Source organism: Cryomorpha ignava, assembly GCF_010686655.1.
In the GTDB taxonomy this organism is placed as follows: domain Bacteria; phylum Bacteroidota; class Bacteroidia; order Flavobacteriales_D; family Cryomorphaceae; genus Cryomorpha; species Cryomorpha ignava.
Genome location: NZ_JAAGVY010000002.1, coordinates 178,366 through 199,532, shown reverse-complemented (window position 1 = coordinate 199,532; position 21,167 = coordinate 178,366). Strand labels below are relative to the sequence as shown.

General features: G+C 38.9%; 23 protein-coding genes. 4 read left to right on the top strand and 19 right to left on the bottom strand.

Annotation, left to right across the window (positions count from 1 at the left end):
• Nucleotides 1–72: 72 nt before the first annotated feature.
• The 14 genes from G3O08_RS02150 to G3O08_RS02085 form a co-directional block, all read right to left on the bottom strand.
• On the bottom strand, nucleotides 73–492 hold the full coding sequence (locus tag G3O08_RS02150) for a type II toxin-antitoxin system VapC family toxin (RefSeq protein WP_163283016.1): 420 nt from the start codon (nucleotides 490–492) through the stop codon (nucleotides 73–75).
• Complete coding sequence (locus G3O08_RS02145; protein WP_163283015.1) at nucleotides 485–724, bottom strand: DUF6364 family protein; 240 nt, start codon at nucleotides 722–724, stop codon at nucleotides 485–487. Before G3O08_RS02145 ends, G3O08_RS02150 begins: the two co-directional genes overlap by 8 nt.
• A 390-nt stretch (nucleotides 725–1,114) precedes the next feature.
• Complete coding sequence (locus tag G3O08_RS02140) at nucleotides 1,115–1,579, bottom strand: hypothetical protein (protein WP_204336747.1); 465 nt, start codon at nucleotides 1,577–1,579, stop codon at nucleotides 1,115–1,117.
• A 133-nt stretch (nucleotides 1,580–1,712) separates the two neighbouring features.
• Nucleotides 1,713–3,557, bottom strand: coding sequence for a hypothetical protein (locus G3O08_RS02135; protein WP_163283014.1), 1,845 nt, complete (start codon nucleotides 3,555–3,557; stop codon nucleotides 1,713–1,715).
• A 748-nt stretch (nucleotides 3,558–4,305) separates the two neighbouring features.
• Nucleotides 4,306–4,977, bottom strand: coding sequence for a toll/interleukin-1 receptor domain-containing protein (locus G3O08_RS02130; protein WP_163283013.1), 672 nt, complete (start codon nucleotides 4,975–4,977; stop codon nucleotides 4,306–4,308).
• Nucleotides 4,978–5,644: 667 nt separating this feature from the next.
• Nucleotides 5,645–5,806 carry a hypothetical protein gene (locus G3O08_RS02125; RefSeq protein WP_163283012.1) on the bottom strand — a complete coding sequence of 54 codons (162 nt, stop codon included), beginning with the start codon at nucleotides 5,804–5,806 and terminating at the stop codon, nucleotides 5,645–5,647.
• A 19-nt stretch (nucleotides 5,807–5,825) separates the two neighbouring features.
• A complete protein-coding gene (locus G3O08_RS02120; RefSeq protein WP_163283011.1) occupies nucleotides 5,826–7,289 on the bottom strand; it encodes an aminoacyl-histidine dipeptidase in 1,464 nt (487 codons plus the stop codon).
• A 1,153-nt stretch (nucleotides 7,290–8,442) separates the two neighbouring features.
• Entirely contained in the window at nucleotides 8,443–8,679 is a 237-nt protein-coding gene (locus G3O08_RS02115; protein ID WP_163283010.1) for a hypothetical protein, read from the bottom strand.
• 519 nt (nucleotides 8,680–9,198) lie between these two features.
• Nucleotides 9,199–10,746 (bottom strand): SDR family NAD(P)-dependent oxidoreductase, encoded by a 1,548-nt coding sequence (locus G3O08_RS02110; RefSeq protein WP_163283009.1) that lies wholly within the window; start codon nucleotides 10,744–10,746, stop codon nucleotides 9,199–9,201.
• A 96-nt stretch (nucleotides 10,747–10,842) separates the two neighbouring features.
• Nucleotides 10,843–11,214: a helix-turn-helix domain-containing protein gene (locus G3O08_RS02105; protein WP_163283008.1), complete on the bottom strand. Its 372-nt coding sequence runs from the start codon at nucleotides 11,212–11,214 to the stop codon at nucleotides 10,843–10,845.
• Nucleotides 11,211–11,504, bottom strand: a complete 294-nt coding sequence (locus G3O08_RS02100) for a type II toxin-antitoxin system HigB family toxin (RefSeq protein ID WP_163283007.1) — start codon at nucleotides 11,502–11,504, stop codon at nucleotides 11,211–11,213. The genes G3O08_RS02105 and G3O08_RS02100 overlap by 4 nt, the downstream gene beginning before the upstream one ends.
• 98 nt (nucleotides 11,505–11,602) lie before the next feature.
• The gene (locus G3O08_RS02095) at nucleotides 11,603–11,887 is read right to left on the bottom strand and encodes a hypothetical protein (RefSeq protein ID WP_163283006.1); all 285 of its coding nucleotides are present in this window, start codon (nucleotides 11,885–11,887) and stop codon (nucleotides 11,603–11,605) included.
• Between the two features lie 210 nt (nucleotides 11,888–12,097).
• Complete coding sequence (locus G3O08_RS02090; RefSeq protein ID WP_163283005.1) at nucleotides 12,098–12,355, bottom strand: Txe/YoeB family addiction module toxin; 258 nt, start codon at nucleotides 12,353–12,355, stop codon at nucleotides 12,098–12,100.
• On the bottom strand, nucleotides 12,355–12,606 hold the full coding sequence (locus G3O08_RS02085) for a type II toxin-antitoxin system Phd/YefM family antitoxin (protein WP_163283004.1): 252 nt from the start codon (nucleotides 12,604–12,606) through the stop codon (nucleotides 12,355–12,357). Before G3O08_RS02085 ends, G3O08_RS02090 begins: the two co-directional genes overlap by 1 nt.
• Nucleotides 12,607–12,657: 51 nt before the next feature.
• Here G3O08_RS02085 and G3O08_RS21405 point away from each other — a divergent pair, with 51 nt between their 5' ends.
• Entirely contained in the window at nucleotides 12,658–12,789 is a 132-nt protein-coding gene (locus G3O08_RS21405; RefSeq protein WP_262888925.1) for a hypothetical protein, read from the top strand.
• Between the two features lie 274 nt (nucleotides 12,790–13,063).
• Here the strand turns inward: G3O08_RS21405 and G3O08_RS02080 are convergent, their stop codons facing one another.
• From G3O08_RS02080 to G3O08_RS02060, 5 genes are read right to left on the bottom strand one after another with little or no spacing between them, the layout of a single operon-like run.
• A complete protein-coding gene (locus tag G3O08_RS02080; protein ID WP_163283003.1) occupies nucleotides 13,064–14,260 on the bottom strand; it encodes a hypothetical protein in 1,197 nt (398 codons plus the stop codon).
• 1 nt (nucleotide 14,261) lies between these two features.
• Complete coding sequence (locus G3O08_RS02075) at nucleotides 14,262–15,089, bottom strand: type 1 glutamine amidotransferase family protein (RefSeq protein WP_163283002.1); 828 nt, start codon at nucleotides 15,087–15,089, stop codon at nucleotides 14,262–14,264.
• Nucleotides 15,086–16,180, bottom strand: a complete 1,095-nt coding sequence (locus G3O08_RS02070) for a carboxylate-amine ligase (protein ID WP_317164004.1) — start codon at nucleotides 16,178–16,180, stop codon at nucleotides 15,086–15,088. Before G3O08_RS02070 ends, G3O08_RS02075 begins: the two co-directional genes overlap by 4 nt.
• A gap of 24 nt (nucleotides 16,181–16,204) precedes the next feature.
• Nucleotides 16,205–17,623 carry a hypothetical protein gene (locus tag G3O08_RS02065; RefSeq protein WP_317164003.1) on the bottom strand — a complete coding sequence of 473 codons (1,419 nt, stop codon included), beginning with the start codon at nucleotides 17,621–17,623 and terminating at the stop codon, nucleotides 16,205–16,207.
• Nucleotides 17,624–17,653: 30 nt separating this feature from the next.
• Nucleotides 17,654–18,370 carry an esterase family protein gene (locus G3O08_RS02060; RefSeq protein ID WP_204336746.1) on the bottom strand — a complete coding sequence of 239 codons (717 nt, stop codon included), beginning with the start codon at nucleotides 18,368–18,370 and terminating at the stop codon, nucleotides 17,654–17,656.
• A gap of 370 nt (nucleotides 18,371–18,740) precedes the next feature.
• Here G3O08_RS02060 and G3O08_RS02055 point away from each other — a divergent pair, with 370 nt between their 5' ends.
• The 3 genes from G3O08_RS02055 to G3O08_RS02045 all read left to right on the top strand — a co-directional run bounded on the left by G3O08_RS02055 (nucleotide 18,741) and on the right by G3O08_RS02045 (nucleotide 21,160).
• On the top strand, nucleotides 18,741–20,051 hold the full coding sequence (locus G3O08_RS02055) for a DEAD/DEAH box helicase (RefSeq protein WP_163283001.1): 1,311 nt from the start codon (nucleotides 18,741–18,743) through the stop codon (nucleotides 20,049–20,051).
• A gap of 74 nt (nucleotides 20,052–20,125) precedes the next feature.
• Complete coding sequence (locus tag G3O08_RS02050) at nucleotides 20,126–20,674, top strand: lipocalin family protein (RefSeq protein ID WP_163283000.1); 549 nt, start codon at nucleotides 20,126–20,128, stop codon at nucleotides 20,672–20,674.
• Nucleotides 20,675–20,749: 75 nt separating this feature from the next.
• The gene (locus G3O08_RS02045) at nucleotides 20,750–21,160 is read left to right on the top strand and encodes a DoxX family protein (RefSeq protein ID WP_163282999.1); all 411 of its coding nucleotides are present in this window, start codon (nucleotides 20,750–20,752) and stop codon (nucleotides 21,158–21,160) included.
• Nucleotides 21,161–21,167 lie beyond the last annotated feature (7 nt).

Here is a 21,167-nt window from a genome sequence, read left to right as displayed (position 1 = left end):
ATTATCGTGATGTTACAGATTTAGCAACAGCCTATCTGGCACCATCGTAGCGTGTTATCTATCGGAATCGGATTATTGGGTATTCACTAATTCGTCAGGAGAAATAATTTCAATTTGAGATCTCTCAAACCCTTTTCTGTCCCTTGTGACAATGAAATTTATTTTTCCGATTTTTTTAGCACATCCAATTTGAGCCGCATCTTCAAGATCGGCAGTACTCGAATTTAAAGCATTAAGCAAATCTAACTTATTTAGATCTTGCACTGTAACTCTATTGAGAATCGTTCGAATTGCCTTATTAGCAAGTTTAGAATTCACGTTTTTTTCAATTATGTAAAAAGAAGTTATTATTGAATTTGAAGAAGTATAAAGATTCCACCTCGACCTGTTTGATTTATGAAATATTTCAAAAGCCGCATTCGAAAACGGCAGCCTATCCGCAAGTAAATCAATAATCACATTCGTATCTATAAATAGATTATTCTCAGCCATGTTTTTGGATTCTGATTTTGTTCATTTCCTTTTTTGGGTCAAAATCTTTTGGCAAAGTAATTATGCCACGAATTGAATCAAGCTCCTTATCACCGTATTCTGCGTTGTTAGAAGTGATTTTGTCTAAATACGATTCAATAACTTGAGAGAGACTTTGATTGTTTTTTCGCGCATATTGTTTAGCTCTTTCAATAACGGATTTTTTCAAAGATAATGTCAGCTTGGTATTCATACGTAAATATTTATTCAAATATACGTATTGCTGGTGACTTATCAAATTCTGGTAGATTATGCAACTGTATGGTGTGGATCCCACAGGTTATACACTCTATACCTCAGGCCCTGGCTTTTTATTCATTTCTCGAATTTATTTCTGTTTTTTCTTCAATTGCTGGTAATAATTCAATAAGAGCAACTATTTAAACTTATTACTCATACGGACTTAAAATAGTAGATATCAAACCCATCTGCTCAACTGTTTCGTTTTAACAAGTATAAGAAAATTAAGGCGGAGGTAACCCAACTCCTTCCGGAATGCGTGCATGGGATTTTATAGGTTGATAGCAAAGATGAATTTAGAAACATAAAGACTCAAACAAAATCGACAAAACCCAACTCCCCCTCAATACTTCAATTCCAAATCAAGTTGTCGTCCTTCTTCTGCAGCTTTGTTATCTAATTTTGTTCCCACCGCCACTCCGATTGCCAGGCCAATGGGCAATCCTATTCCGATAAAAGCCATATTGCCAAGGCTTGCGCCAAAAGCCACTCCAAGTGGAATGCCAAAGGCTGCCATACCAATGGCCAACCACGTGTTGCGGTGGTGATTCCTGGTGACAAGTTTTACTTCTTTTTCGAGTAGTTTGATGATCCGTGTTTGATTCTGCCGAATGTGGTTTCTCAAATCCTTACCCGAGTCTGTGGTGGTGTTTAGGTCTTCAATTTCTTTGTTGATCGCGAGAGCCACTTCATTTGGTATCTCCTTAGCATTAAGCTCACTGATGAGTTTGCCAAACTGGATATAGGCGCTTTCCAGCTTGTCGTTAGCTTTCAGATCGGGTCTTTGTCTTAGTTCTGTTAGTTTCAATAGATGGATGTTTGGGACTGTAAGGTAGTGCTTTTAGAAGAAGTGGATGTAGACGACGGCCCTTTTTGGGGGGCGGATTAAAGGAAAATGCGGCGGAGCGGGTACGCACTATGCAGAGTTTTGGCAACGGCTTTTATTTCGACAATGCCTTAATAATCCGCTCTTCATTTATTACAATATCTCGAAATAAAACGTGTGGGAATTCCTGATATTTAGAAGCCTTAAATGCCTCAAATATTTTAGAAAGCGTTGCCGCTGTCAAGAGAGACAAATTCATTTCAGTATCCATTTCACAATCATAAACAAAATCATCACTAAATTCAGGTGAAACAAGTAGTATCTTGACTATTCTTAAATCATTTTTAAGTGCCAATTTCTGGTATGATTTTAATTGTCTTGATACCGAACTAAACTTATTGTATCCCCTTTCTTTGCTTGTTTTACACTCTATGATTATGACTTCATTATTCCCCAAGTTCAACAGGATATCGATCATATCCTTGCTTGTGTTTAACTCATTTTTAAGCTTTTCATCTACATCAAAACCTAAGCCTTTGAAAATGACTTTGGTAAGCTCTTCAAACTTCAAACCTAACTCACTTTCCTTAACCGAAATTCCATTTTCTTTCAGCAAGTTTAAGTTGCGATACCCAACGTTGGCATAGTTTTCCAAATAAAGATTTTCAACATCCTTGTAATGATCAAGAATATTTAAGATATCATCTCCACGCTGTTTAATACCATTGTCTTTCGTGAATTTAGATAAATCTGGCTTGGCAATTAAATCTAAAATATCTCTAGGCTTTATGTTATAGTCAAGGAGATAATCTGCACTTAGCACATATTCATCTTGCAACTCAAATTGTTCCTTGAGTTCCTTATTGAGTTTTGGAAGTGATTGATTGAGTTCCGCGAGCATTTTATCAAATCCATCAATAGATATTCCAACCTTTTCGTCCTTTTCGACGTTTTCAAAATGGTCAATTAAACTTTTGATTTTGTCTTCAATAGTGCTGCCTTTCAGATTCGGAATATTTAAACCTTTCTCACATAGCTCATTTAGATTTTTTTTCTTTTCGGTTAGATTTGTTCCTTCCTTGTATATTTCATCTTTGAGTAAATCTGTGAACGAGATGCCCTGCTTAATTATCTCCTCTATTTTTTGAGAAGCATTTAATTTTCTGTCAATGTTATGTTCTTTGGATATTTGATTAATTATTGGTTCTCTCAATAATTTCAATGTTCGCCTATAAAATTTTTCGGCCACTTCTTTTTGTCTGACTTTTCTTAGAAGTCTTACCATTTCATCAGCGACGTAGATTGTATTTTCCTTTTTCGAGTAAAATACGACTCCGATATTCTTTAAGTTGTTTATTACATCTTGAATATCAGTTTTTTTGATTGGTAAAATAGAATAGTTAATCAATTTGATATCCTCTTGGGAAAGTCCAAGTTGTTTTGATAAGGTTAATATAATCGACAACTCATCAGAAGTAATTTTGGCATCACGATTATTAGTAATATCGTTCGTATAGGCGGTAGATAAGCAAGCCTTATATACTCGGTAATCCCGTTTTTTGGATTCACTTAGTTCTGATTTTTCATTTTCTAATTCTGCGGTCAAAGTTTTGATCTTTCCTTTTAGATTCTTGATTTCTGTATCATACAATCTTGAAAACCAATCTTGTCTCATCAAGCAATTTCCGTCTCGAATTATAATGTCAATTAATATGTCCAATTGCGAGTTGGCCTCTTGGAATTCACATTTTAAATGTTCTGTAAATTCTGTTGAAATCAACGTGAAAATATTAGAAATATTAAGGCTGTCAACAGATTTCAATCCTTTATCTGACGAACTTAAGATTTTCTCAATTTCCTTTGAATTCTTAGGGTTTTTGGAAATGATGTGATCAATTATTTTTATAAAAGAATTCTTCTCTAATGACCCAAGTTTATCTAGTATCTTTTCTAATTTCATCTGTTTCTCTTTTAGTTCGGTTGTTTTTTCGGTTAGTTGCCAAAAAACTGGAACATCACTATTTTTATCTTTATCCGCTTGTATAGCAGGGCAAAAGACGTTGGCAAGTCTCCTTTCGTATGTAGGATTACGTGTTGAATTTCTCGATCTTCAATCATCAATTCCCTGTTCTTCCGATAAATATAGCATTTAAAAGAAAATATTAATAGCCGTCTCAAAAAAAGTCGAACCCTAACCTGCGTATAAAGAAATAAAAACCAACGAAAAACGACAATATTGACATGGTTTACGGAAGGACTAAATTCCCATTTTATAGAAGTAATTATGTTTTATCATTACCAAAAAGTATACGAATTAAAAACATCGACATAGGCAGCCACAGACAAATTACCAAGCCCCGTAGGTCAAAAATAAGGGTGGACAATAAAGCTATTACCAAGAACAAAAAAACTAAAAGTATCATTTTCCTATTATCCTTTCGTTCTATTTTAGAATATCTATCCAACAATCGACTAGTTATCAATGCACTTGACCCTACGAATACGATTCCAGCGGTTGCTATGAAAGCTGTGTTTTTACCATATTCTTCAGCTGCCATATAATATATGATCGGAATCAAAATAATCATAAGCAGCTAATAACTTGTGTTTTGATGTCACTTTTCAAATACATTCTAACGTTTTGCTAAAAAGCGCAGCACGGTTAGATAGGCTCGATTTAAATTTTTAGCGCTCCTTAAAAAATACTTTTATACTTTTTTAAATAAAACTCTTCTACCCTTTTCATAGTTATCATACTGGCTCTTTTCAATTTTTAAAGCATCATCATGTTTCCTCTTTAATAGTTTCTGAACATAGGCTGGAGTATCGGCATCTGAAAAAGGGTGGACGGTATTACCAACTAAAAAATGTCTGCTACCCTCCTCATATTTGATAAGCCTTCCTTTCTCTAAATATTTTTTAACGTCATCCTTAGAAGCTGAAACGACTATATCAGAATATTTTGCTTCTAAATCAATGAGCAATATCTTGAACATATTGCTAAAATCCTTATGCTCCTGAAATTTATTAATGTTTGGAATAAAACTGTATGGTAGGTCTATTTGCTTATGAATAAACCCTTTTAGTTTATCTATTAAGCCACTTTCAACAATTGGTATTATTTCTTTGTCTTTGGCCTTAGCATATCCAATTTCCTGATTAATCCATTGGGTTTTAATTGATTTTTTCGTCAGGATGGGAATAACTACTTCGGCAGATGTTATTCCATTAGTAACTTTTTCAGAAAGAGGCATAAGTGGTTCACGATTTTTCGCAATTATTAAAGGTGTGAAGATCTTATTATGCGTTAGAATGGTATTGATCAGTTCCACTTTTTCTGAATCACAGTTTGAATAACTTATAAATAATTTATGTCGCATAGCTCTGGGTGGTTCTTATTCTATATTCGAGATTCTTTTTATCGAGTAATTTCCTAATGCTTACCAATTAATAAAAATTTTGACAAACAAAAGGATGAAGGAGATACAAAAGCCAATTTAAAATATACCACGTGAGCATTTCGTTATGTAAATAGCTATTGAATTTCTCAATCTCCATAAAGCTAAATTAGCGATTAAATGAAAAAAAAGGGGGTATTAGGTCAAAAAAAACTCTCAATCACCACCCAGAAACCAAATAATCCTTCAAAAACTTGCCTCACCAATGTTTCCTGGTGTTATTCCCATTAAAAATCATATCCAACAATCTGGCAGCTCCTACTCTCCCAATCGTAAGGATTCAATCACAATCTCTCTCAACTGTTCGGTGTATATCATTTACGCGAATTCCGGTTTAAAAAAAACAATGCGCCGAAAGCCACTAATATACATGTTGAAGCAACAATGATTTCAGTAGTGCCTAAATTTCCGGTTTCCATCCAAAGAAAAATAAATACAAAGGGTATTACCCCGAGTAGAGGCAACCAAGGTTTAATTTCAGACTTTTTGTTTGGCGGTTTCATTAGCTTGGGAAGGTAACGGTTGCAATAAACTATGTTTCTTGCGCAGTTTCGGAGAACGAGACGAGAAATTTCTTCAGCATCGCTTCTTACTTTTCATGCACTTTTTCGATTTCATTCGTAATCTGGAAGGAAAGGGAATAAAGTCTTATAAGATTAAATTCTAAGTCAATTTCTTTATTCTCAATTTCTAAATCCGGGTACAGTCCGTACTTAGCTATTCCATCTATTGTTTGAATGAGGTCTTTCAATTTTTATTACATCTGCCCTTTAGTTCGCACTTGGAATACGCTTCAAAGCTTCAAGCGTAAACTCCCAAAATTTTTGTACCGAACTTATTTGAACTTTCTCATCGGGTGAATGCGCGCCGCGGATATTCGGCCCGAATGAAATCATTTCCATCTCCGGATAGTTGGTTCCCAGAATTCCACATTCCAAACCTGCATGACACGCCAAAACATTTGGCTGGTCATCGTACATTTCTACATATAGGTCTGTCATTAAGTCAACAATGCTCGAATCTGGCATGGGTGTCCAGCCAGGGTAATCTCCGGAAAGTTCAACAGTGGCTTGCATATTGATAAAGTTGGCTGTGATGGCTTGAGCCAAATCATCTTTTTCAGAATCTACCGAACTGCGTGTTAAGCAAAGCACTTTTATTTCACCATTGCCTACCAGCACCCTTGCCACGTTATTACTAGTTTGTACCATATCCGGTATATCCGGACTCATCCGGTAAACGCCATTTGGACAAGCATAAAGCGCAGAAAGGATTTGCTTTTGGGCTGCCAAGTCCATCACCTTGGCCGGCATGTCAGCTGAAACCACATCGAGGTTCAATCCAGCTTCCATCACAAGGTATTCTTGTTGAATAACGACAATGGTTTTCTTTATAAAAGCTTCAAAATCGGTGGCTTCTTTTTCATTCACAACCACCGTAGCAGTGGCTTCACGTGGAATGGCATTGCGCAAACCACCGCCATCAAAACTGGCGAGATGGATGTCAAATTTGGCATCAGCCACCCACAAGATGCGGTTCAGCAATTTGTTGGCATTCCCTAATCCCTTGTTTATGTCCATCCCACTATGGCCGCCATTCAGGCCATTCATAGTTAGTTGATAGGCCGTGTGGGCTGGTGGTGTATCTATTTCGGTGTAGGCTTTTGTAACCGTAACATCTACCCCACCTGCACAGCCGATGCTTAATTCATCATCGTCTTCGGTATCTAGATTCAGAAGGTATTTCCCTGTCAGCTCACCACCTTGCAAGCCCAAAGCGCCGGTCATCCCGGTTTCTTCATCTATTGTAAACAAGACTTCCATCGCAGGGTGATCAATATCTGTGCTGGCCAATATCGCCATAATGGTGGCAACACCTATTCCATTGTCAGCGCCCAGGGTTGTGCCATCGGCCTTTACCCAGTCTCCATCTATGTACATCTTGATGCCTTCGGTATCAAAATCAAATTGGGTGGCATTGTTCTTTTGGTGCACCATATCTAAGTGACTTTGCATCACGATGGGCGCACGGTCTTCCATTCCGGCACTAGCAGGTTTGGTAATGATTACATTCCCAACGGGATCCATGCGTGTAGGTAAACCCAGACTTTCTCCAAACGACATCATAAACGCCTTAACACGCTCCTCTTTTTTACTCGGGCGCGGAACTGCATTTAAATCTGCAAAATGATTCCACAGTGATTTAGGTTCTATATTGCGTATTGAATTGCTCATGGGCTTCGTTTTTTTGGAATACAAATTTACTATTCCTTAGCAAATGAAGGGTGAAATTAGCGACAGAAGGCTTTGATTTATATGTTTAATGGATCAATAAACTCATTTTAAGCTATTGGTCGATGGGATTGCTGGCTTGCGAAACGCTTGATAAAAAGATATTTATAGGTGGCACAACAGATTCTATATTTCCTGATAATGAGAATTGGGTAGGTCGTCAATCAAGGGTACTTTTACTGAAGCTAACAATCGTTTGAATTGAGCATGCGGTTTGAATTATTAATCTTTTGTGGTAGAGCGGCATGTGTATGATGCGTAGGGCAGGATTTCGAAGCAAATCCTTTCAATTCACCGTAAGGCTCATTCCTTGTATGATATTCATCTTTAGACGTTCACCCTGCATTACGATTATATAATGTTGTGTGGTCGGCTTTTATTTTTTATTCACCCACTTGCTTTTGGATTTCAAATATGCTTTGAGTTCTTCGAAAGTCATATTCGAGATTTCTATGGCAATCCTTTCCTTTTCAACCCTAAAAAAAGCTACTGTATCAAAATCTTTAGTTGTCGTCTTCATGTCTTATAATTTCTTTCGGTGACCTGATGTCTAATTGTTGATGTCCCTCTCTGATGTTGATGGAATTGTAACCTCTGATTCTGAAAAAATTCACGATATGCTTAAAATTCCAACTTACGAGAATATCCGCTTTATTTATTGTAGCAGTAGCAATATGTAAACAGTCATCAAGGCTGGTCGTCCCTACAACTTTTGCTTGTAAAACATGTTCGCAAGTTCTCTGCTGGTAGAAGTCAATTCAACTTTTTCCGCGTTGGCAGTCAGAACTTTTTGAAAATGCTTTTTAACTTTTTCTGGTGCGTTTTCAAGTTCCGGCAATTGTCAATTCCGAATACAAGCATACAATTTCCCCAAGCTCGACCATTTCAAAGAGCTGTTTAGTTTCTTTTTCAAATTCTATGTCATAAATACCCCCAAAAACTGACGTGTCAAAATACAACCTTGGTTTCATAAGGTAAAGTTACTGATTATTTGCCGTTTTGGGTCGGAGTGTTTTTTAGCTGACACACAACGATACTGTATGGTGCGTATCCCGAAGAGTATGCACTATACAGAGTGTTGCAGTGCGTGTTTTTATTATTTTTCATTGTCACGAATATTGTCGCGAGCTTGTTTAACTATGTCTTGATAGTTTGTCTTTAAGGATGCTACCATTTCTTTTTCAAGCATGGACTCAATGTCCCACAATACTCGTTGTTCAGCTTGGTCATCAAATGGGACATTATTGTCTTGACTGTTGAAACGAGTCAGGTAGTCGTAGAGCACTACTGCTTCGTCTTGCGTCAGGGCGATAATAACCTTCTTGTCAGTCATTTTCGTCTCTGTTCTTTAAGTACTGTCGAAATTTAAGCATTTTGAATCCTGGCAAAAGTGTGAATACGGCTCCAAGGACTCCTGCAAATAACCAAAGCGTCTGCGATCCTGGTCGTTTACTACCCAATCGGTGAAAAAGTATTGCTGTCATAAGCACGATAAGTCTAATAACAAATGGAATTGTCAACTTTCTCCAAGTTTTTCTGATCTCTCTATCGTTCATTTTTTAATGCGCTGCAACAATTCAATAAACGCAACTAGTTAACTATATCCGTCAATATCAGGAGATAAGTGCAACTGTTGCGCTTATTTAGCATATGGGAATACCTGATGAATTCCGAAATATTATTCACCGAACCCCAATCCTACCGCTAAATATAGCACTTTAATAAAATCCATAATATTTCTACAACGGTTTTTAACTTCTCAATTATTGGAAACTGCAAATAACAGTAAAACAAGATGAATTCTTATCACTCCAAATTTCCATGAAGCCGGTAATCTTTCATCTCGAACCCATCACCACCCAGTAACCTTATAATCCTTCAAAAATTTCCCACACCAATGTTTTCCGGAATTAATGCCATCAAAAAGCGGATCCAGCACTCTGGCGGCGCCGTCAACAATATCTAAAGGCGGTTGGAAATCATGAATTTCTTCTTTGCTTTTTGCCAGCTCAATCGGATCTTCATCGGTTACCCATCCTGTATCTACTGCATTGGTATAAATTCCATATTTGGCAAAATCTGCAGCAGATGTAAGCGTCATCATGTTTAGTGCAGCCTTGGCCATATTGGTATGCGGATGGCGCGATTCTTTGTGGTATTTATGAAATTTGCCTTCCATGGCAGAAACATTGATGATGTGCTTCATTCCTGTGTTTTCCTTTTTCATCACGTTTACCAGGCGATTGCACAGCACAAATGGAGCCACCGAATTAACGAGCTGCACTTCCAGCATTTCATTGGTATGAATCTCTCCTAATTTTAATCGCCAGCTATTCGTCTTCCGCAAATCAACTTGTTGCAAGTCGGCATCCATTTTACCAGTTGGAAAAACTTCTTCTGTTGTCAGCGATTGATCAATGGTATAAGCTATTTGAGATAATTTTGCGGAAGCAGTTAAACCAATACCCACTTGCTTTCCATGCCAGCTAACCGGCAAGTTCTTGTTCTGATCTACTACCAGTGCGCTGATGGCTTCGATTTCTTGCAGACACGCTTCATGATCTGATAAAACAGTTCTTACCATGGGAGGCAATTCAGAAAAGGCGCGCTCCTCATTTGCCAATAGGTGCTGATAGAAACCGGCAGGACGCCTAACCGTCTGTGCTGCATTATTGATCAGCACATCCAATCTATCGTATTGCTGCTCTATGAAATTGCAAAATATCTCTACGCTGGGAATATGCCTTAAATCCAACCCATGAATTTTAAGACGATGCCCCCATGTTTCAAAATCAGGTTCTTTGGCATAACGCAAGGCAGAATCCACCGGAAATCTGGTTGTTGCAATTACAGTAGCTCCGGCGCGCAATAGCATCAGGGTAATGTGATAGCCTATTTTAAGGCGAGAGCCGGTAACCAGAGCAACCTGTCCGGTAAGATCGGCTGTTTGAAAACGCTTGGCATAGTTAAAGTCGGCACAAGATGAACACATGGTGTCATAAAAGTGATGCAAGGTTGTAAACATCTCCTTACACACATAACATTCGCGAGGAGATACAGATTTTACAACAGGCCTTTCTCGCGCACCATCAAGCGTGAGCATTTTTGGTGCAATAAATACAGCCGCTTCTCTGGCACGTCGTATTCCGGTTTTATTGCGGGAATGTTTATCGTCTTGAGCAGATTGTCGTTTAGCTTTCTTTCTGGCACCTTTTATCCGTTTCTTTAATTCATCTTTTTGCGGACGTGAAAGTCGTCCGGCTTGAGTAAGAAGTTCAATTCTTTGCTCTATCGGAATATCAAATATTTGATCAGTGTCGTTATTTAATGCTTCTAAAATGGATATACATTGATCAATTTGATCTTTGCTTAATTTACCTTTTTCTTTGTTGGGGGTCATTTCATTTATTGCTGTAGTGATTCTGGCTGATGGCGGCGAGTATAGGCTTATGGCAACCGTTCAGTCTGCATTATGGCTTATACAACATTCTGTATTTCATTTTACCAATTCGTATTCGCCGATTAGCACTACGGCTGGGATTCCTAATAGTTTATTGATTTGCCTAATCATTTTGAGTGTCAATCTCCTTTTCTTATTCAGAATTTCTGAAGCTTTGCTTTTACCACCAACTATTTTCGCAAAATCTTTACTTATCATGTTATTTTGCTCCATTTTAAATTTAATCACTTCAATAGGATCTGGGTCTGGAAATGCAAGCTCTGTTTCTAATTCATAGTTCTCTATCAGCATTGTAAGTAGCTCTGCTTCTTTAAATGTTGAATCCACAGGTTTAGAATCGAATATTATCTCTAATCTTTCTAAAGCCGCTTCGTATTCTTCTTCAGTTGAAATTATTGTCCAGTTCATATTTCTAATGCATTTATAGCGTCATATTCACTATGAGTTCTGATGAATCTTATCCAAATCGTTTTTAAATCAAAATTTGCTTTAACCACCAAGCGATATTTGTTCCCTTTGATGTTGAAAATATATCGACTCCTACCTATTGCCCTTCCATTGGGAAATGCCGCTAAGAATTCTTCCGAAGATTGGTATTTTGATAATTTGACTTCCTTATACCAACCCAATAACTGATTTTCACAGTCTTCATGTTTTAGCCAGAATTCTCTTAAAGTTTTCTTCGATAGTACTCTCACTACGCAAAGATAGGGAATAGAGTTCTATTTTTGGGAACTATTTGACTTTTTAATTCCGAATGTACTCATCGCTGTTTTTCGTTTTTAAATCAGCTATTCTAACTTGCTTGAAGTTCTGTTCTACTTAATTCATCACCAATTTGTCTAATAGTGCTTTCTATTCGACCGACTTGAGCCATGCTTGGAAATTTTAACCCTTTTAAATACTGTCTAAGCAAACTGGCATTCATACCTATTCGCTCTGCAAGAGTTGAGACATTAATGTAGCTTTTAGCTTTAAAAAATTCTTGAATATCTATAACAAGTTCAAAATCATAATTTGGCGTTTTTTTGTTTGTGGTTTCGTAGTACAGATCAATCGCCTCCTTTATATTGACTTTCAAATCTTAACAGATTCTCCTTGAGAAAACACAGAGTCGAGCTTATCGATTCGCCCCCAAAATCCGTCTTTGTTCTTTTCTATTATCAGTTTATAGGTTATCATTTTAATCCAGCTTTTTTAAGAATACTAATCGCCGTTCCTGTAGGAACTTCCTTCCCTCGATAATCCCGCATGACAATTACCTGCTCTTCACCTTCCTACTCTTTGTCATTTAGTCATAATGAAATCTGCATTTTATAATGTGAATTTCATCTTCGTTTACCTGATAAATTAACCTATGTTCCTCATCGATCCTTCTCGACCAATAACCCCGATAGTTGTGCTTTAGAGGTTCGGGTTTTCCAATACCTTCGTATGGTTGTCTTGAAATGTCCTTGATCAAAGCATTTATTCGCTTGACCACTTTCTTATCGACTTTTTGCCAATACAAATAATCTTCCCATGATTCATCAACGAAACTGTATTTCATTAGTCTATTAAGTCCTTACTAAATGAATCACCCTTTTTGAATTTCGCTATTGCGGAATCAAGTCTTGCTTTGTTTTTTTCGGATGAGAGCTCATGTTGAGTAGTCATTAACGAATTATATTCGTCGAGAGATATTACCACCACACCAGAATCTTTTCCGCGGTTAATGATTAACGTTTCAAAGTTCTCTGTTACTCTCTTTAAATACTTTTTAATGTCCTTTCTGAAATCTGAAATTGTAGTTGTAATCATAGGTTTGAATTTATATGTACAAAATTACGTACAAATGAAATACAAAGCAAATTGGAATTAGCCAGATTTTGGGATGCTCAAAACTCGCTCATTTCACTTGAAGCCATTATTCTACATTATTCAGTCAGCGACAATGCATCGGCACCACTTTCAAACTCTAATTTGATAAAGGATGAGACATGAAATTTTGAATAAGTCGTGGGGGGACTCCCTTTCGATTTTATGAGTCCGTACGGAAGGGTCGGGGCGCGAGAGGTATTTGATTATCAAATTTTTAAAGCGATAAAATCTTAAAAGCTAAATTTGCACATACAATTTCACATACAATTTCTAAAGAGAATACTACAGAGATGGAACGAAGAATTGATGTAAATCTAAAAGCGCGGCAAGCTTTTGATTAAAGAGCATTTACCAAGGTCAAATTTCAATGTTCTATCAAAGCCTTCTCAAAAGTAATCTACCTACTAAAAAAAGCAACACTACCCCCTACCCAATCCTTATCTTTATTGTACCTCACACCAACCATCTCACCTTTGCTGATACGCACTAAATTATTCACAATCCGCACTTCAGCTTTTTCAGATTCCCAAAGCATTAGCATTCTGATTTCGCATTTAGCCGGCCCGGTAGGTGTATCTATTACAGGTGCATAAGTCACTTTCTTCTGAAGAATAAAATTCTCTTTATCAGTTATTGCATCCAGATCGGCTTTGGTCACATTCAGTTTCACGCCGCTGCCGGCAAATGAATACAACGGCTTGAGTACATAGTTTTCAAGATCGTCGGGATAGGCTTTAAGGGCATTGAGATAAAAACATTCGGGCACATATTTGTTCTTAAAAAGGGGCATTGTGTATTTGCTTATCCGAAAAAACCAGTTGGGATGCCCTACCCATTCCACATCTACCTCATCTTTAAAATAAAACTCCCTTTTTAAATCGTCGCGGGCATTTAGCTCATCAAAAATTACCCGATTATAAATTCGCTTTATCGGCACTTCCTTGCCTGCATCATCAAGATAAAAGAGGTTCTTACCCCGCTTTTTCATATTGCTAATACAAAGCACTTTGATACCTAAATGATGTTGTGCTCCGTAAAAATCTATAGAGGTAACTTGTTTTTCGGGTTCAATTTCAAGCAAAACAACATTTTTCGGATCAAAATCACCAACAATGATTTCGTGAAGCAGATTGATGTACGCTTTTGAATCGAGCCCATCAAAATGAACTGTTAAGCCCTTGGGAATATCAAAAAACTTAGAGTACGCATTGTAAAGCAAATCCTGAAAAAAGTATAGTGACGGAAATCCCTGTACCTCAATGAGCTGTGGTATAAGTTCGCCATTGGCATCTTTGCAAATTCCAAAATCCATTTGAAGAAAACGGGTGTGATAGTCTTCATTGGGCACCTGTAAAGACGGGTGTTTAATGGCATCTTTTGTAAGTTCCTTAAAATCTGTCTGCGTAATTACTTTATTGATTTCGGTGCAGGCCTCGAGCAATTGCTGCTTTAAGCTGTCCGGAATAAAAATTGGCGTTTCGGCAATTCTAAAATTGGTTTTATGATTCCACACCCTGTCGATATACGCTTTCATATCGGCATACTTCTCTGGAGTAAAGCCATCATTATAGGCCTTTCTAATCTCTTTTATCATCTTAAAACTGTACTTTTTCCTTGGTGTTCAATTTTTTAATCGAATCTTTTAAAAATGATGGAATGATAGATGCCCTCGTACGCTCTATTCGCTCGGGTTGCTCAAGGCTCTTCATCATGGCGGTATATTTTCGCAAACTGTAATTCTTCAAAATAACTTCTTTATTCTCATCTTTCGAAAAATGGAGAAGCATACCGTCCGGATCGGCCTCTGGATGATACTGTGTGCCAACCATTTCGTTGCTAAAGCGAACAGCCATTATAGCCCTTTCGTACTCCAAATGAGTGCGTATTTTTTCAATTGAAAGAATCGTAGCACCGTGATCTTTAAACACTTTCATCTTTGGCTGAATTAACTGCCAGTCGCGACTATCAACCACATAATACGGATCATTTAATTCTGCAAGCAAGCTGTCCTTGCGGCCGGCAGCCGTTTTGTGACATGGGTATATTCCAAATGAAGTAACTACCCGGCGCGTTATTTCGCCTAGCTCAAAGTGGGCACAAGCCATTTGAAAGGAATGACAAATAAAGAAAACGTACTTTTTATCTTGCGGATAAATGGCAGCTCTATTGTGACTCCAAAGCGAGTCGATGAGATTATTCCAGTTTTTATCCCAGATTCCATCACCCTCGTTCGGATTTCCCGGACCACCGGAAGAGAGATAAATATCGAAATCAGTACCCGGAATTTCGTGTTTTCCGCGTACGTCAAATTCTGTATATTCTATTTCGTTGTTAAACTCATCGAGAATTTCGCGAATAGCACGCATTCCCTGGTTTGGCAATCCATCGTACAAATTGAGCAACGCCAACCGTCTTTTCATCATATTCCGTATTTCGTTTCTTCAATTACAAAATCTACCACTTTCAGTAAATCTCCCGTTTCTTCATACACATTTAGCTGCCTATCAGCCCCAGTGCCGGTTTTAATCATTTGCTCTATGTAGCTTAAATGCTTTCGCGAATTAAGCGACACGGACACATCATCTACAAAATCAAGCATTTCCATTATCAAATCCTTACACGGCACCTCGGTTTCCTTTCCGAAATCTATTAATTTTCCGTGAATTCCATATCTACCGGCGCGCCATTTATTTTCATTAATCAGCATACGGCGGTATGAGTTAAAGCTAAGATTTGCCTCGCGCAATTTATGCAGCTTGGCCACCAATGCCTGCACCAAAGCAGCAATGGCTATGGTTTCATCTGCACGTAGCATTACATCACACACCCGCACTTCTACTGTAGGGTATATGGGGTGCACGCGAATATCCCACCATATTTTCTTGGCACTGTCTATACACTTGGTTTTCACCAATAAATCTACATAGCCATCGTATTCGGCCAGCGTTTCAAAATGATCTGGAATTCCGGTGCGCGGAAACTTGTCAAAAACGCGCGACCTGAAAGATCTAAAACCTGTATTTCGGCCTTCCCAAAACGGTGAGTTTGACGACAAAGCATATAAATGAGGCAGAAAATACCGCATGGCATTGGCCATTTGAAGCGCCACGTGCCTGTCGGGAATTCCTACATGCACATGCATTCCAAAAATAAGGTTGCTCCTTGCGGCATCTTGCAGCTCGGTAATAATCTCGTCGTACCGCGGATTGGCAGTAATGCGCTGTGTATGCCAGGTAGAAAAAGGATGCGTTCCGGCAGCACCTATCGCAAAGCCAAGCTCATCTGCCATTCCGCACACGGTACGGCGCAGCATTTTAATCTGGTCTTCAGCTTCGCTGATATCGCGACAAATTGAAGTATCAACTTCTACCTGAGATTCGTGCAGCTCTGCCTTAACTCTATCGGGCAAAAGCGCCTCTCCGCGACTCACCAATTGTTGATCGTGCGATATCAATTCGCGGGTTTCAGGATTTATTACCTGATACTCCTCTTCTATTCCCAGTGTAAATTCCATCAGAATTCAAGATCGGCTTTCGCCTTATTTCTTATCTGTCTTATTCTTAGCTTCTTTCGATGCCGGTTTCTTAGCTGTGGTCTTCTTAGCACCGCCGGTTTTTCCACCTACTTTTTTAGCTGCAGTCTTTTTAGCAGTAGCAGGTTTTTTGGCAGTTGCTTTTTTAATTGCTTCAGCCCTCGTTGGCTTTTCCGTGCCCATCTCTTTATCTACCATGCGTTTAGGAGCTTCGGTAGCTTTTGCGGTCATCTTTCGTTTTACGGGTACGCCTTTTGGCTTTGGCCCTGGCTTAGAGGGTGCCGGCTTGGCTGTTTTGGGTTTCGCTTCCGCGGATGTTGACTTTGGGGCAGACTCCTTTTTAACAGCAGGTTTTGCGGCTGCTTTAGGGCCAGCTTTCGGAGCAGATTCCTTTTTAGCGGCAGGTTTTGCGGCAGCTTTCGGAGCTGATTTTTTAGCAGTAGACTTTGCGTTCTTTTTCGCGGAAGCGCCACCTTTTGCCGGTGCAGAAACTTGATTTTTTATAAACGAACCCCAAGTAAGATTCATCTGACCCGGTTTTTGAGCTTTCGCTCTTTCAATGGCCATATTTGCTGAATGCTCAACGATCCATTCAAAATTTTCCTCACCTACAGAATTCACATCAGCATCGGGCGCCGGATTGCAGAAATCAATCGCGTATGGAATGCCATCGCGCACTGCAAATTCAACGGTATTAAAATCATAACCAAGCGCTTTATTTAATTTTATAACACCCTGACGCACCTTGTCTAAAAGGGCTTTCTGCATCGGTGGTCCGTCTTTTACATAGCGTAAGTGATGCGGATTGCGCGGCTCGTATTGCATAATGTGCACATCATTCCCACCAAGGCAATAGCATCTGAAATATTCTTTAAAATCTATTTCTTCCTGAAGCATCATTACCAACTGATCGGTTTCTGAATGCTTATTAAACAAGTCTTGCGCATCTTTTACCTGATACACACTTTTCCAGCCACCACCGGCGTGGGGTTTCATGTAAGCGGGAAATCCGATGTACTCAAAAATCCCTTTCCAATCCATTGGAAATTTAAGATTGCGAAATGAGTTTTCAGTGGTATCGGCAGGACGACCATGCGATGGCAAAATAACCGTTTTTGGTACAGCTACACCCACGTGCATAGCAAGAGCGTTGTTAAAAAACTTTTCGTCAGCACTCCACCAAAATGGATTGTTGATTACGGCTGCACCGCCAATAGCTGCATTTTTAAGATACGCTCTGTAAAAAGGAACGTCTTGCGAAATACGATCTACAATTACTGCATAATCGGTAGGTTCGCCTTGAGCAACTTTTTCAATAGATACGGCTTCAGCCATAATTCCATTGATCTTTTTCTCATTAATACGTTCTATAAAAGCTTGGGGGAAGGTGTTTTCCTGTCCGAAGAGAATTCCTATTTTCTTCATTTTAAATGGTTTATTGTGGTAATTAATTAGTTACAAAGTTGATAAATAATGTGGAAACATCATGCGCCATAGCGGCCAATCGTGCTTGGCCCATTTGCGCTCGTCCAGCCAGTGGTCTATTCCTTTTTGGTTTAATATGGCCGAAAGCTGCAAGGTAGCATCTTTACAGATATCCCACTCACCATAACCGAGAATAATTTTCATATTTCTCAATTCGGGGTTTTCACTTCCGGGCAGGTAATCTACAGGATTGTTGAAATATACATTGCTGTCGTAATACCCATTTAGGAAAGTACGAATATCATACGAGCCGCTCATACAGAAAAGATGGCTCACCTTTTCGGGATGTTTAAAAGCAAAATTTGCGGCGTGGTAAGCGCCAAAACTCGCCCCGGCCAGGGCTACTTTTTGTATTCCATAGTCGTGACGAAGGGCGTCTACCACTTCTTCTTCAATAAATTTATCGTAAAGGATATGGTTTTTAACCCGTATGGCAGGGTGCACGCTTTTGTTGTACCAGCTGTGTTTGTCTATACTGTCAACGCAAAAAACCTTGGCTTTTCCATTGTTGATGGCATGCGCAGCTGAATCTATTAATTTAAAATCGCGTGGCTCAAAAAACCTGCCCATTGTAGTTGGAAAAACAACTACTGGGGTTCCAAAATGTCCGTAAACAAACATTTCCATTTCTTTTCCCAGAGTTGGCGAATACCAGCGTTTGTAGTCTTCCTTAATTCCGTATGACATAAAATGGGGAAAAGATTGGTCTTAAAAGCGTTAATAATGAGTTACAAAGGTAATGTTAATTGAAATAATGTAGCGCGTTTTAGTGAAAGATTGGTTGATTGGGTAATTTGCTCTATTTAAGTGGATTCATGACAGGAAAGATGCTTCATTCTAAAAAAAGATATGTTCTCTTTAAGTGCTTTGCGTAGAACCTTCGCGCACTTTGCGGTTAAAGTACAAAATTTGCGACGTAGATGGGTAATCTTCTAGTAGATGGGTAATCTTCTAGTAGAAGGGTAATCTTATAAAAGAAGAATCCTTTCGCTAAAATTGTCCGAAACACAGGCAAAGTAAACAGAAGCCATTCTATTCTTTATCCTACTTTTGCACTATGTCAAACATCAAAAACCAGCAGGAGATTCTTGAAAAATTGGGAATCAGCGCGCTAAATGAAATGCAGCACGCTGCGCAAGCCGTAATTGCCGATTCTAAAGATACAGTGATTATTTCTCCTACAGGAACGGGCAAGACTGTGGCTTTTCTGCTGCCGGTTTTAGAAATGCTAAATCCGGATCTGGATAAGGTTCAGGTCGTTATTATCGTTCCTTCGCGCGAACTGGCGCTTCAAATTGAGCAGGTAGTGCGCGATATGGGAACGGGCTTTAAAGCCAATGCTGTATATGGCGGAAGATCAGGGGCCAAAGATAAAATTGAGCTGAGCCACCCGCCCGCTATTCTCATTGCCACCCCGGGAAGGCTCGCCGACCATTTGCGCAGAGATGCTATAGATGCCGCAAGTATTGAAATCCTGATTCTAGATGAGTTTGACAAATCGCTGGAAGTGGGATTTGAAAAAGAGCTCCGCGAAATAATGGCCGCGCTGCCAAACCTCAAAAAGAAAATTCTGACTTCCGCGACTGAAAAAACAGCTATTCCTGATTTTCTGGAAATAACTACTCCGCAATATCTGCACTTTCCGGAAGAAGCAGAAAGCAAACTGACGCTTAGAGTTATTGAATCACCGGGCGACGATAAACTTGAGGGCCTTGTGAACCTCTTGAAATATCTGGGAACAGGAAATGGAATCATCTTTTGCAATTTTAAAGATTCCATTCAGGAAGTAAGCGATTTTCTGGCCGAAGCCGAAATACGCCACGCCACTTTTCACGGAAGTCTGGAGCAAAAAGAAAGAGAGCACGCTTTAATCAAATTTCGGAATGGCACGCATAGATTGCTTTTGGCGACAGACCTCGCAGCGCGCGGAATAGACGTGCCTGAACTTGATTTTATAATTCATTTTGAATTGCCGCCAAAGGCAGACGAATTTACCCACCGAAATGGACGCACGGCACGAATGCATAGCGAAGGAACTGCCTATATTTTAAAATCTGAGAAGAGATCGCTTCCCGAGTTTATTGCAAATGCTGAAACTTTTGAGATCCCATTCGCGGAAGCGCCAGCCGATACTTTATGGGAAACACTTTTTATAACCGGCGGCAGAAAAGACAAAATTTCTAAAGGCGATATCGCCGGATTGTTTTTTAAAGAAGGAAAACTGGAAAAAGGCGAGCTGGGCGAAATAGAGCTTAAGCAAGATTGCGCATACGTGGCTGTACCTCATCAAAAAGCCGAAGATATGGTGACGACACTCAATAATAGCAGGCTCAAAAAAAAGAAAGTAAGAATAAGTGTACTTGATTGATTATCTGATATTTGCATAGATCAAAACTATTGTAGCGCTATCTTGTTATACATTTTAAAGAATACAGTTATACCATGGAACGCGAAACCACAAGAAATTTAATCGGCTCGGCACTTCTAGCCGTCGGCGGATATTTACTATTTAAATCGGGAAATGCCTTACCCAAGAAACTGGCTGTAATAAAACCATTTGACAAAGAGAAATTCTTGGGAAAATGGTATGAAATTGCACGCTTAGATCATCCCTTTGAAAAAAATCTTACCAATGTTACCGCTACTTATTCCAAAAAAAGTAACGGGAAAATTGAGGTGGTGAACCGCGGGTACAACGAATTTGAGTTTAACTGGAAAGAGGCCGACGGAAAGGCTAAATTTAAAGATGATGAAAACCGGGGAGCACTTAAAGTATCATTCTTCGGACCCTTCTATGCCGGTTATAACGTAATTGAAGTAGACGAAGATTACAATCATATGCTCGTAGCTGGAGATAATTTGGATTATTTGTGGATTCTCTCTCGCAAAACCGACATTCCCGGAAAGGTTAAAGACAATTTTTTATCGAAAGCCAAAAAACTTGGATACAAAACTTCAAGACTTATTTGGGTAGAGCACAACCAGGATTAGGACGTGATTTTTAATTCAATAATTGACATTTTTAATTCCTTAGTTATTCTATTTTTGCTGACGTAAATCACACTTATGTCTGCATCTTCAAAAACCAGAGAAACCGTCTCAAATTTTATTTTATTAATCATCCGTTTGGGATCTGCTGGTTTGATGCTAACCCATGGGTGGCCAAAAGCAATGAAGCTTATTAATGGTGGAGAGATTAAATTTGCAGACCCTTTTGGTATGGGGATGACGATCTCACTGGTACTGGCCGTTTTTGCAGAAGTTATTTGTGCCACTCTTGTAGGTATAGGCCTAAAAACCAGACTAGCCACTGTACCTTTGCTTATTACGATGATTTCAGCCGCATTTATTGTACACCGCACTGATCCTATCGCCATCCAGGAAAAAGCTTTTCTTTACCTTATGATTTATTTGGTAATACTGGTAAAAGGGGCAGGTAAATTTTCGGTTGACTTTATGGTTTTTCGAAAAAAATAAATTCCGA

Bases quoted from the DNA above. Each gene is read 5' to 3' on its own strand.
- G3O08_RS02130 (WP_163283013.1), bottom strand. From the start codon at position 4,977: ATGCGACATAAATTATTTATAAGTTATTCAAACTGTGATTCAGAAAAA.
- G3O08_RS02070 (WP_317164004.1), bottom strand. From the start codon at position 16,180: ATGGAATTTACACTGGGAATAGAAGAGGAGTATCAGGTAATAAATCCT.
- G3O08_RS02110 (WP_163283009.1), bottom strand. From the start codon at position 10,746: ATGACCCCCAACAAAGAAAAAGGTAAATTAAGCAAAGATCAAATTGAT.
- G3O08_RS02060 (WP_204336746.1), bottom strand. From the start codon at position 18,370: ATGTCATACGGAATTAAGGAAGACTACAAACGCTGGTATTCGCCAACT.
- G3O08_RS02075 (WP_163283002.1), bottom strand. From the start codon at position 15,089: ATGATGAAAAGACGGTTGGCGTTGCTCAATTTGTACGATGGATTGCCA.
- G3O08_RS02090 (WP_163283005.1), bottom strand. From the start codon at position 12,355: ATGAAATACAGTTTCGTTGATGAATCATGGGAAGATTATTTGTATTGG.
- G3O08_RS02115 (WP_163283010.1), bottom strand. From the start codon at position 8,679: ATGACTGACAAGAAGGTTATTATCGCCCTGACGCAAGACGAAGCAGTA.
- G3O08_RS02045 (WP_163282999.1), top strand. From the start codon at position 20,750: ATGTCTGCATCTTCAAAAACCAGAGAAACCGTCTCAAATTTTATTTTA.
- G3O08_RS02120 (WP_163283011.1), bottom strand. From the start codon at position 7,289: ATGAGCAATTCAATACGCAATATAGAACCTAAATCACTGTGGAATCAT.
- G3O08_RS02065 (WP_317164003.1), bottom strand. From the start codon at position 17,623: ATGAAGAAAATAGGAATTCTCTTCGGACAGGAAAACACCTTCCCCCAA.
- G3O08_RS02050 (WP_163283000.1), top strand. From the start codon at position 20,126: ATGGAACGCGAAACCACAAGAAATTTAATCGGCTCGGCACTTCTAGCC.
- G3O08_RS02150 (WP_163283016.1), bottom strand. From the start codon at position 492: ATGGCTGAGAATAATCTATTTATAGATACGAATGTGATTATTGATTTA.
- G3O08_RS02085 (WP_163283004.1), bottom strand. From the start codon at position 12,606: ATGATTACAACTACAATTTCAGATTTCAGAAAGGACATTAAAAAGTAT.
- G3O08_RS02145 (WP_163283015.1), bottom strand. From the start codon at position 724: ATGAATACCAAGCTGACATTATCTTTGAAAAAATCCGTTATTGAAAGA.
- G3O08_RS02080 (WP_163283003.1), bottom strand. From the start codon at position 14,260: ATGATAAAAGAGATTAGAAAGGCCTATAATGATGGCTTTACTCCAGAG.
- G3O08_RS02105 (WP_163283008.1), bottom strand. From the start codon at position 11,214: ATGAACTGGACAATAATTTCAACTGAAGAAGAATACGAAGCGGCTTTA.
- G3O08_RS02135 (WP_163283014.1), bottom strand. From the start codon at position 3,557: ATGAAATTAGAAAAGATACTAGATAAACTTGGGTCATTAGAGAAGAAT.
- G3O08_RS02055 (WP_163283001.1), top strand. From the start codon at position 18,741: ATGTCAAACATCAAAAACCAGCAGGAGATTCTTGAAAAATTGGGAATC.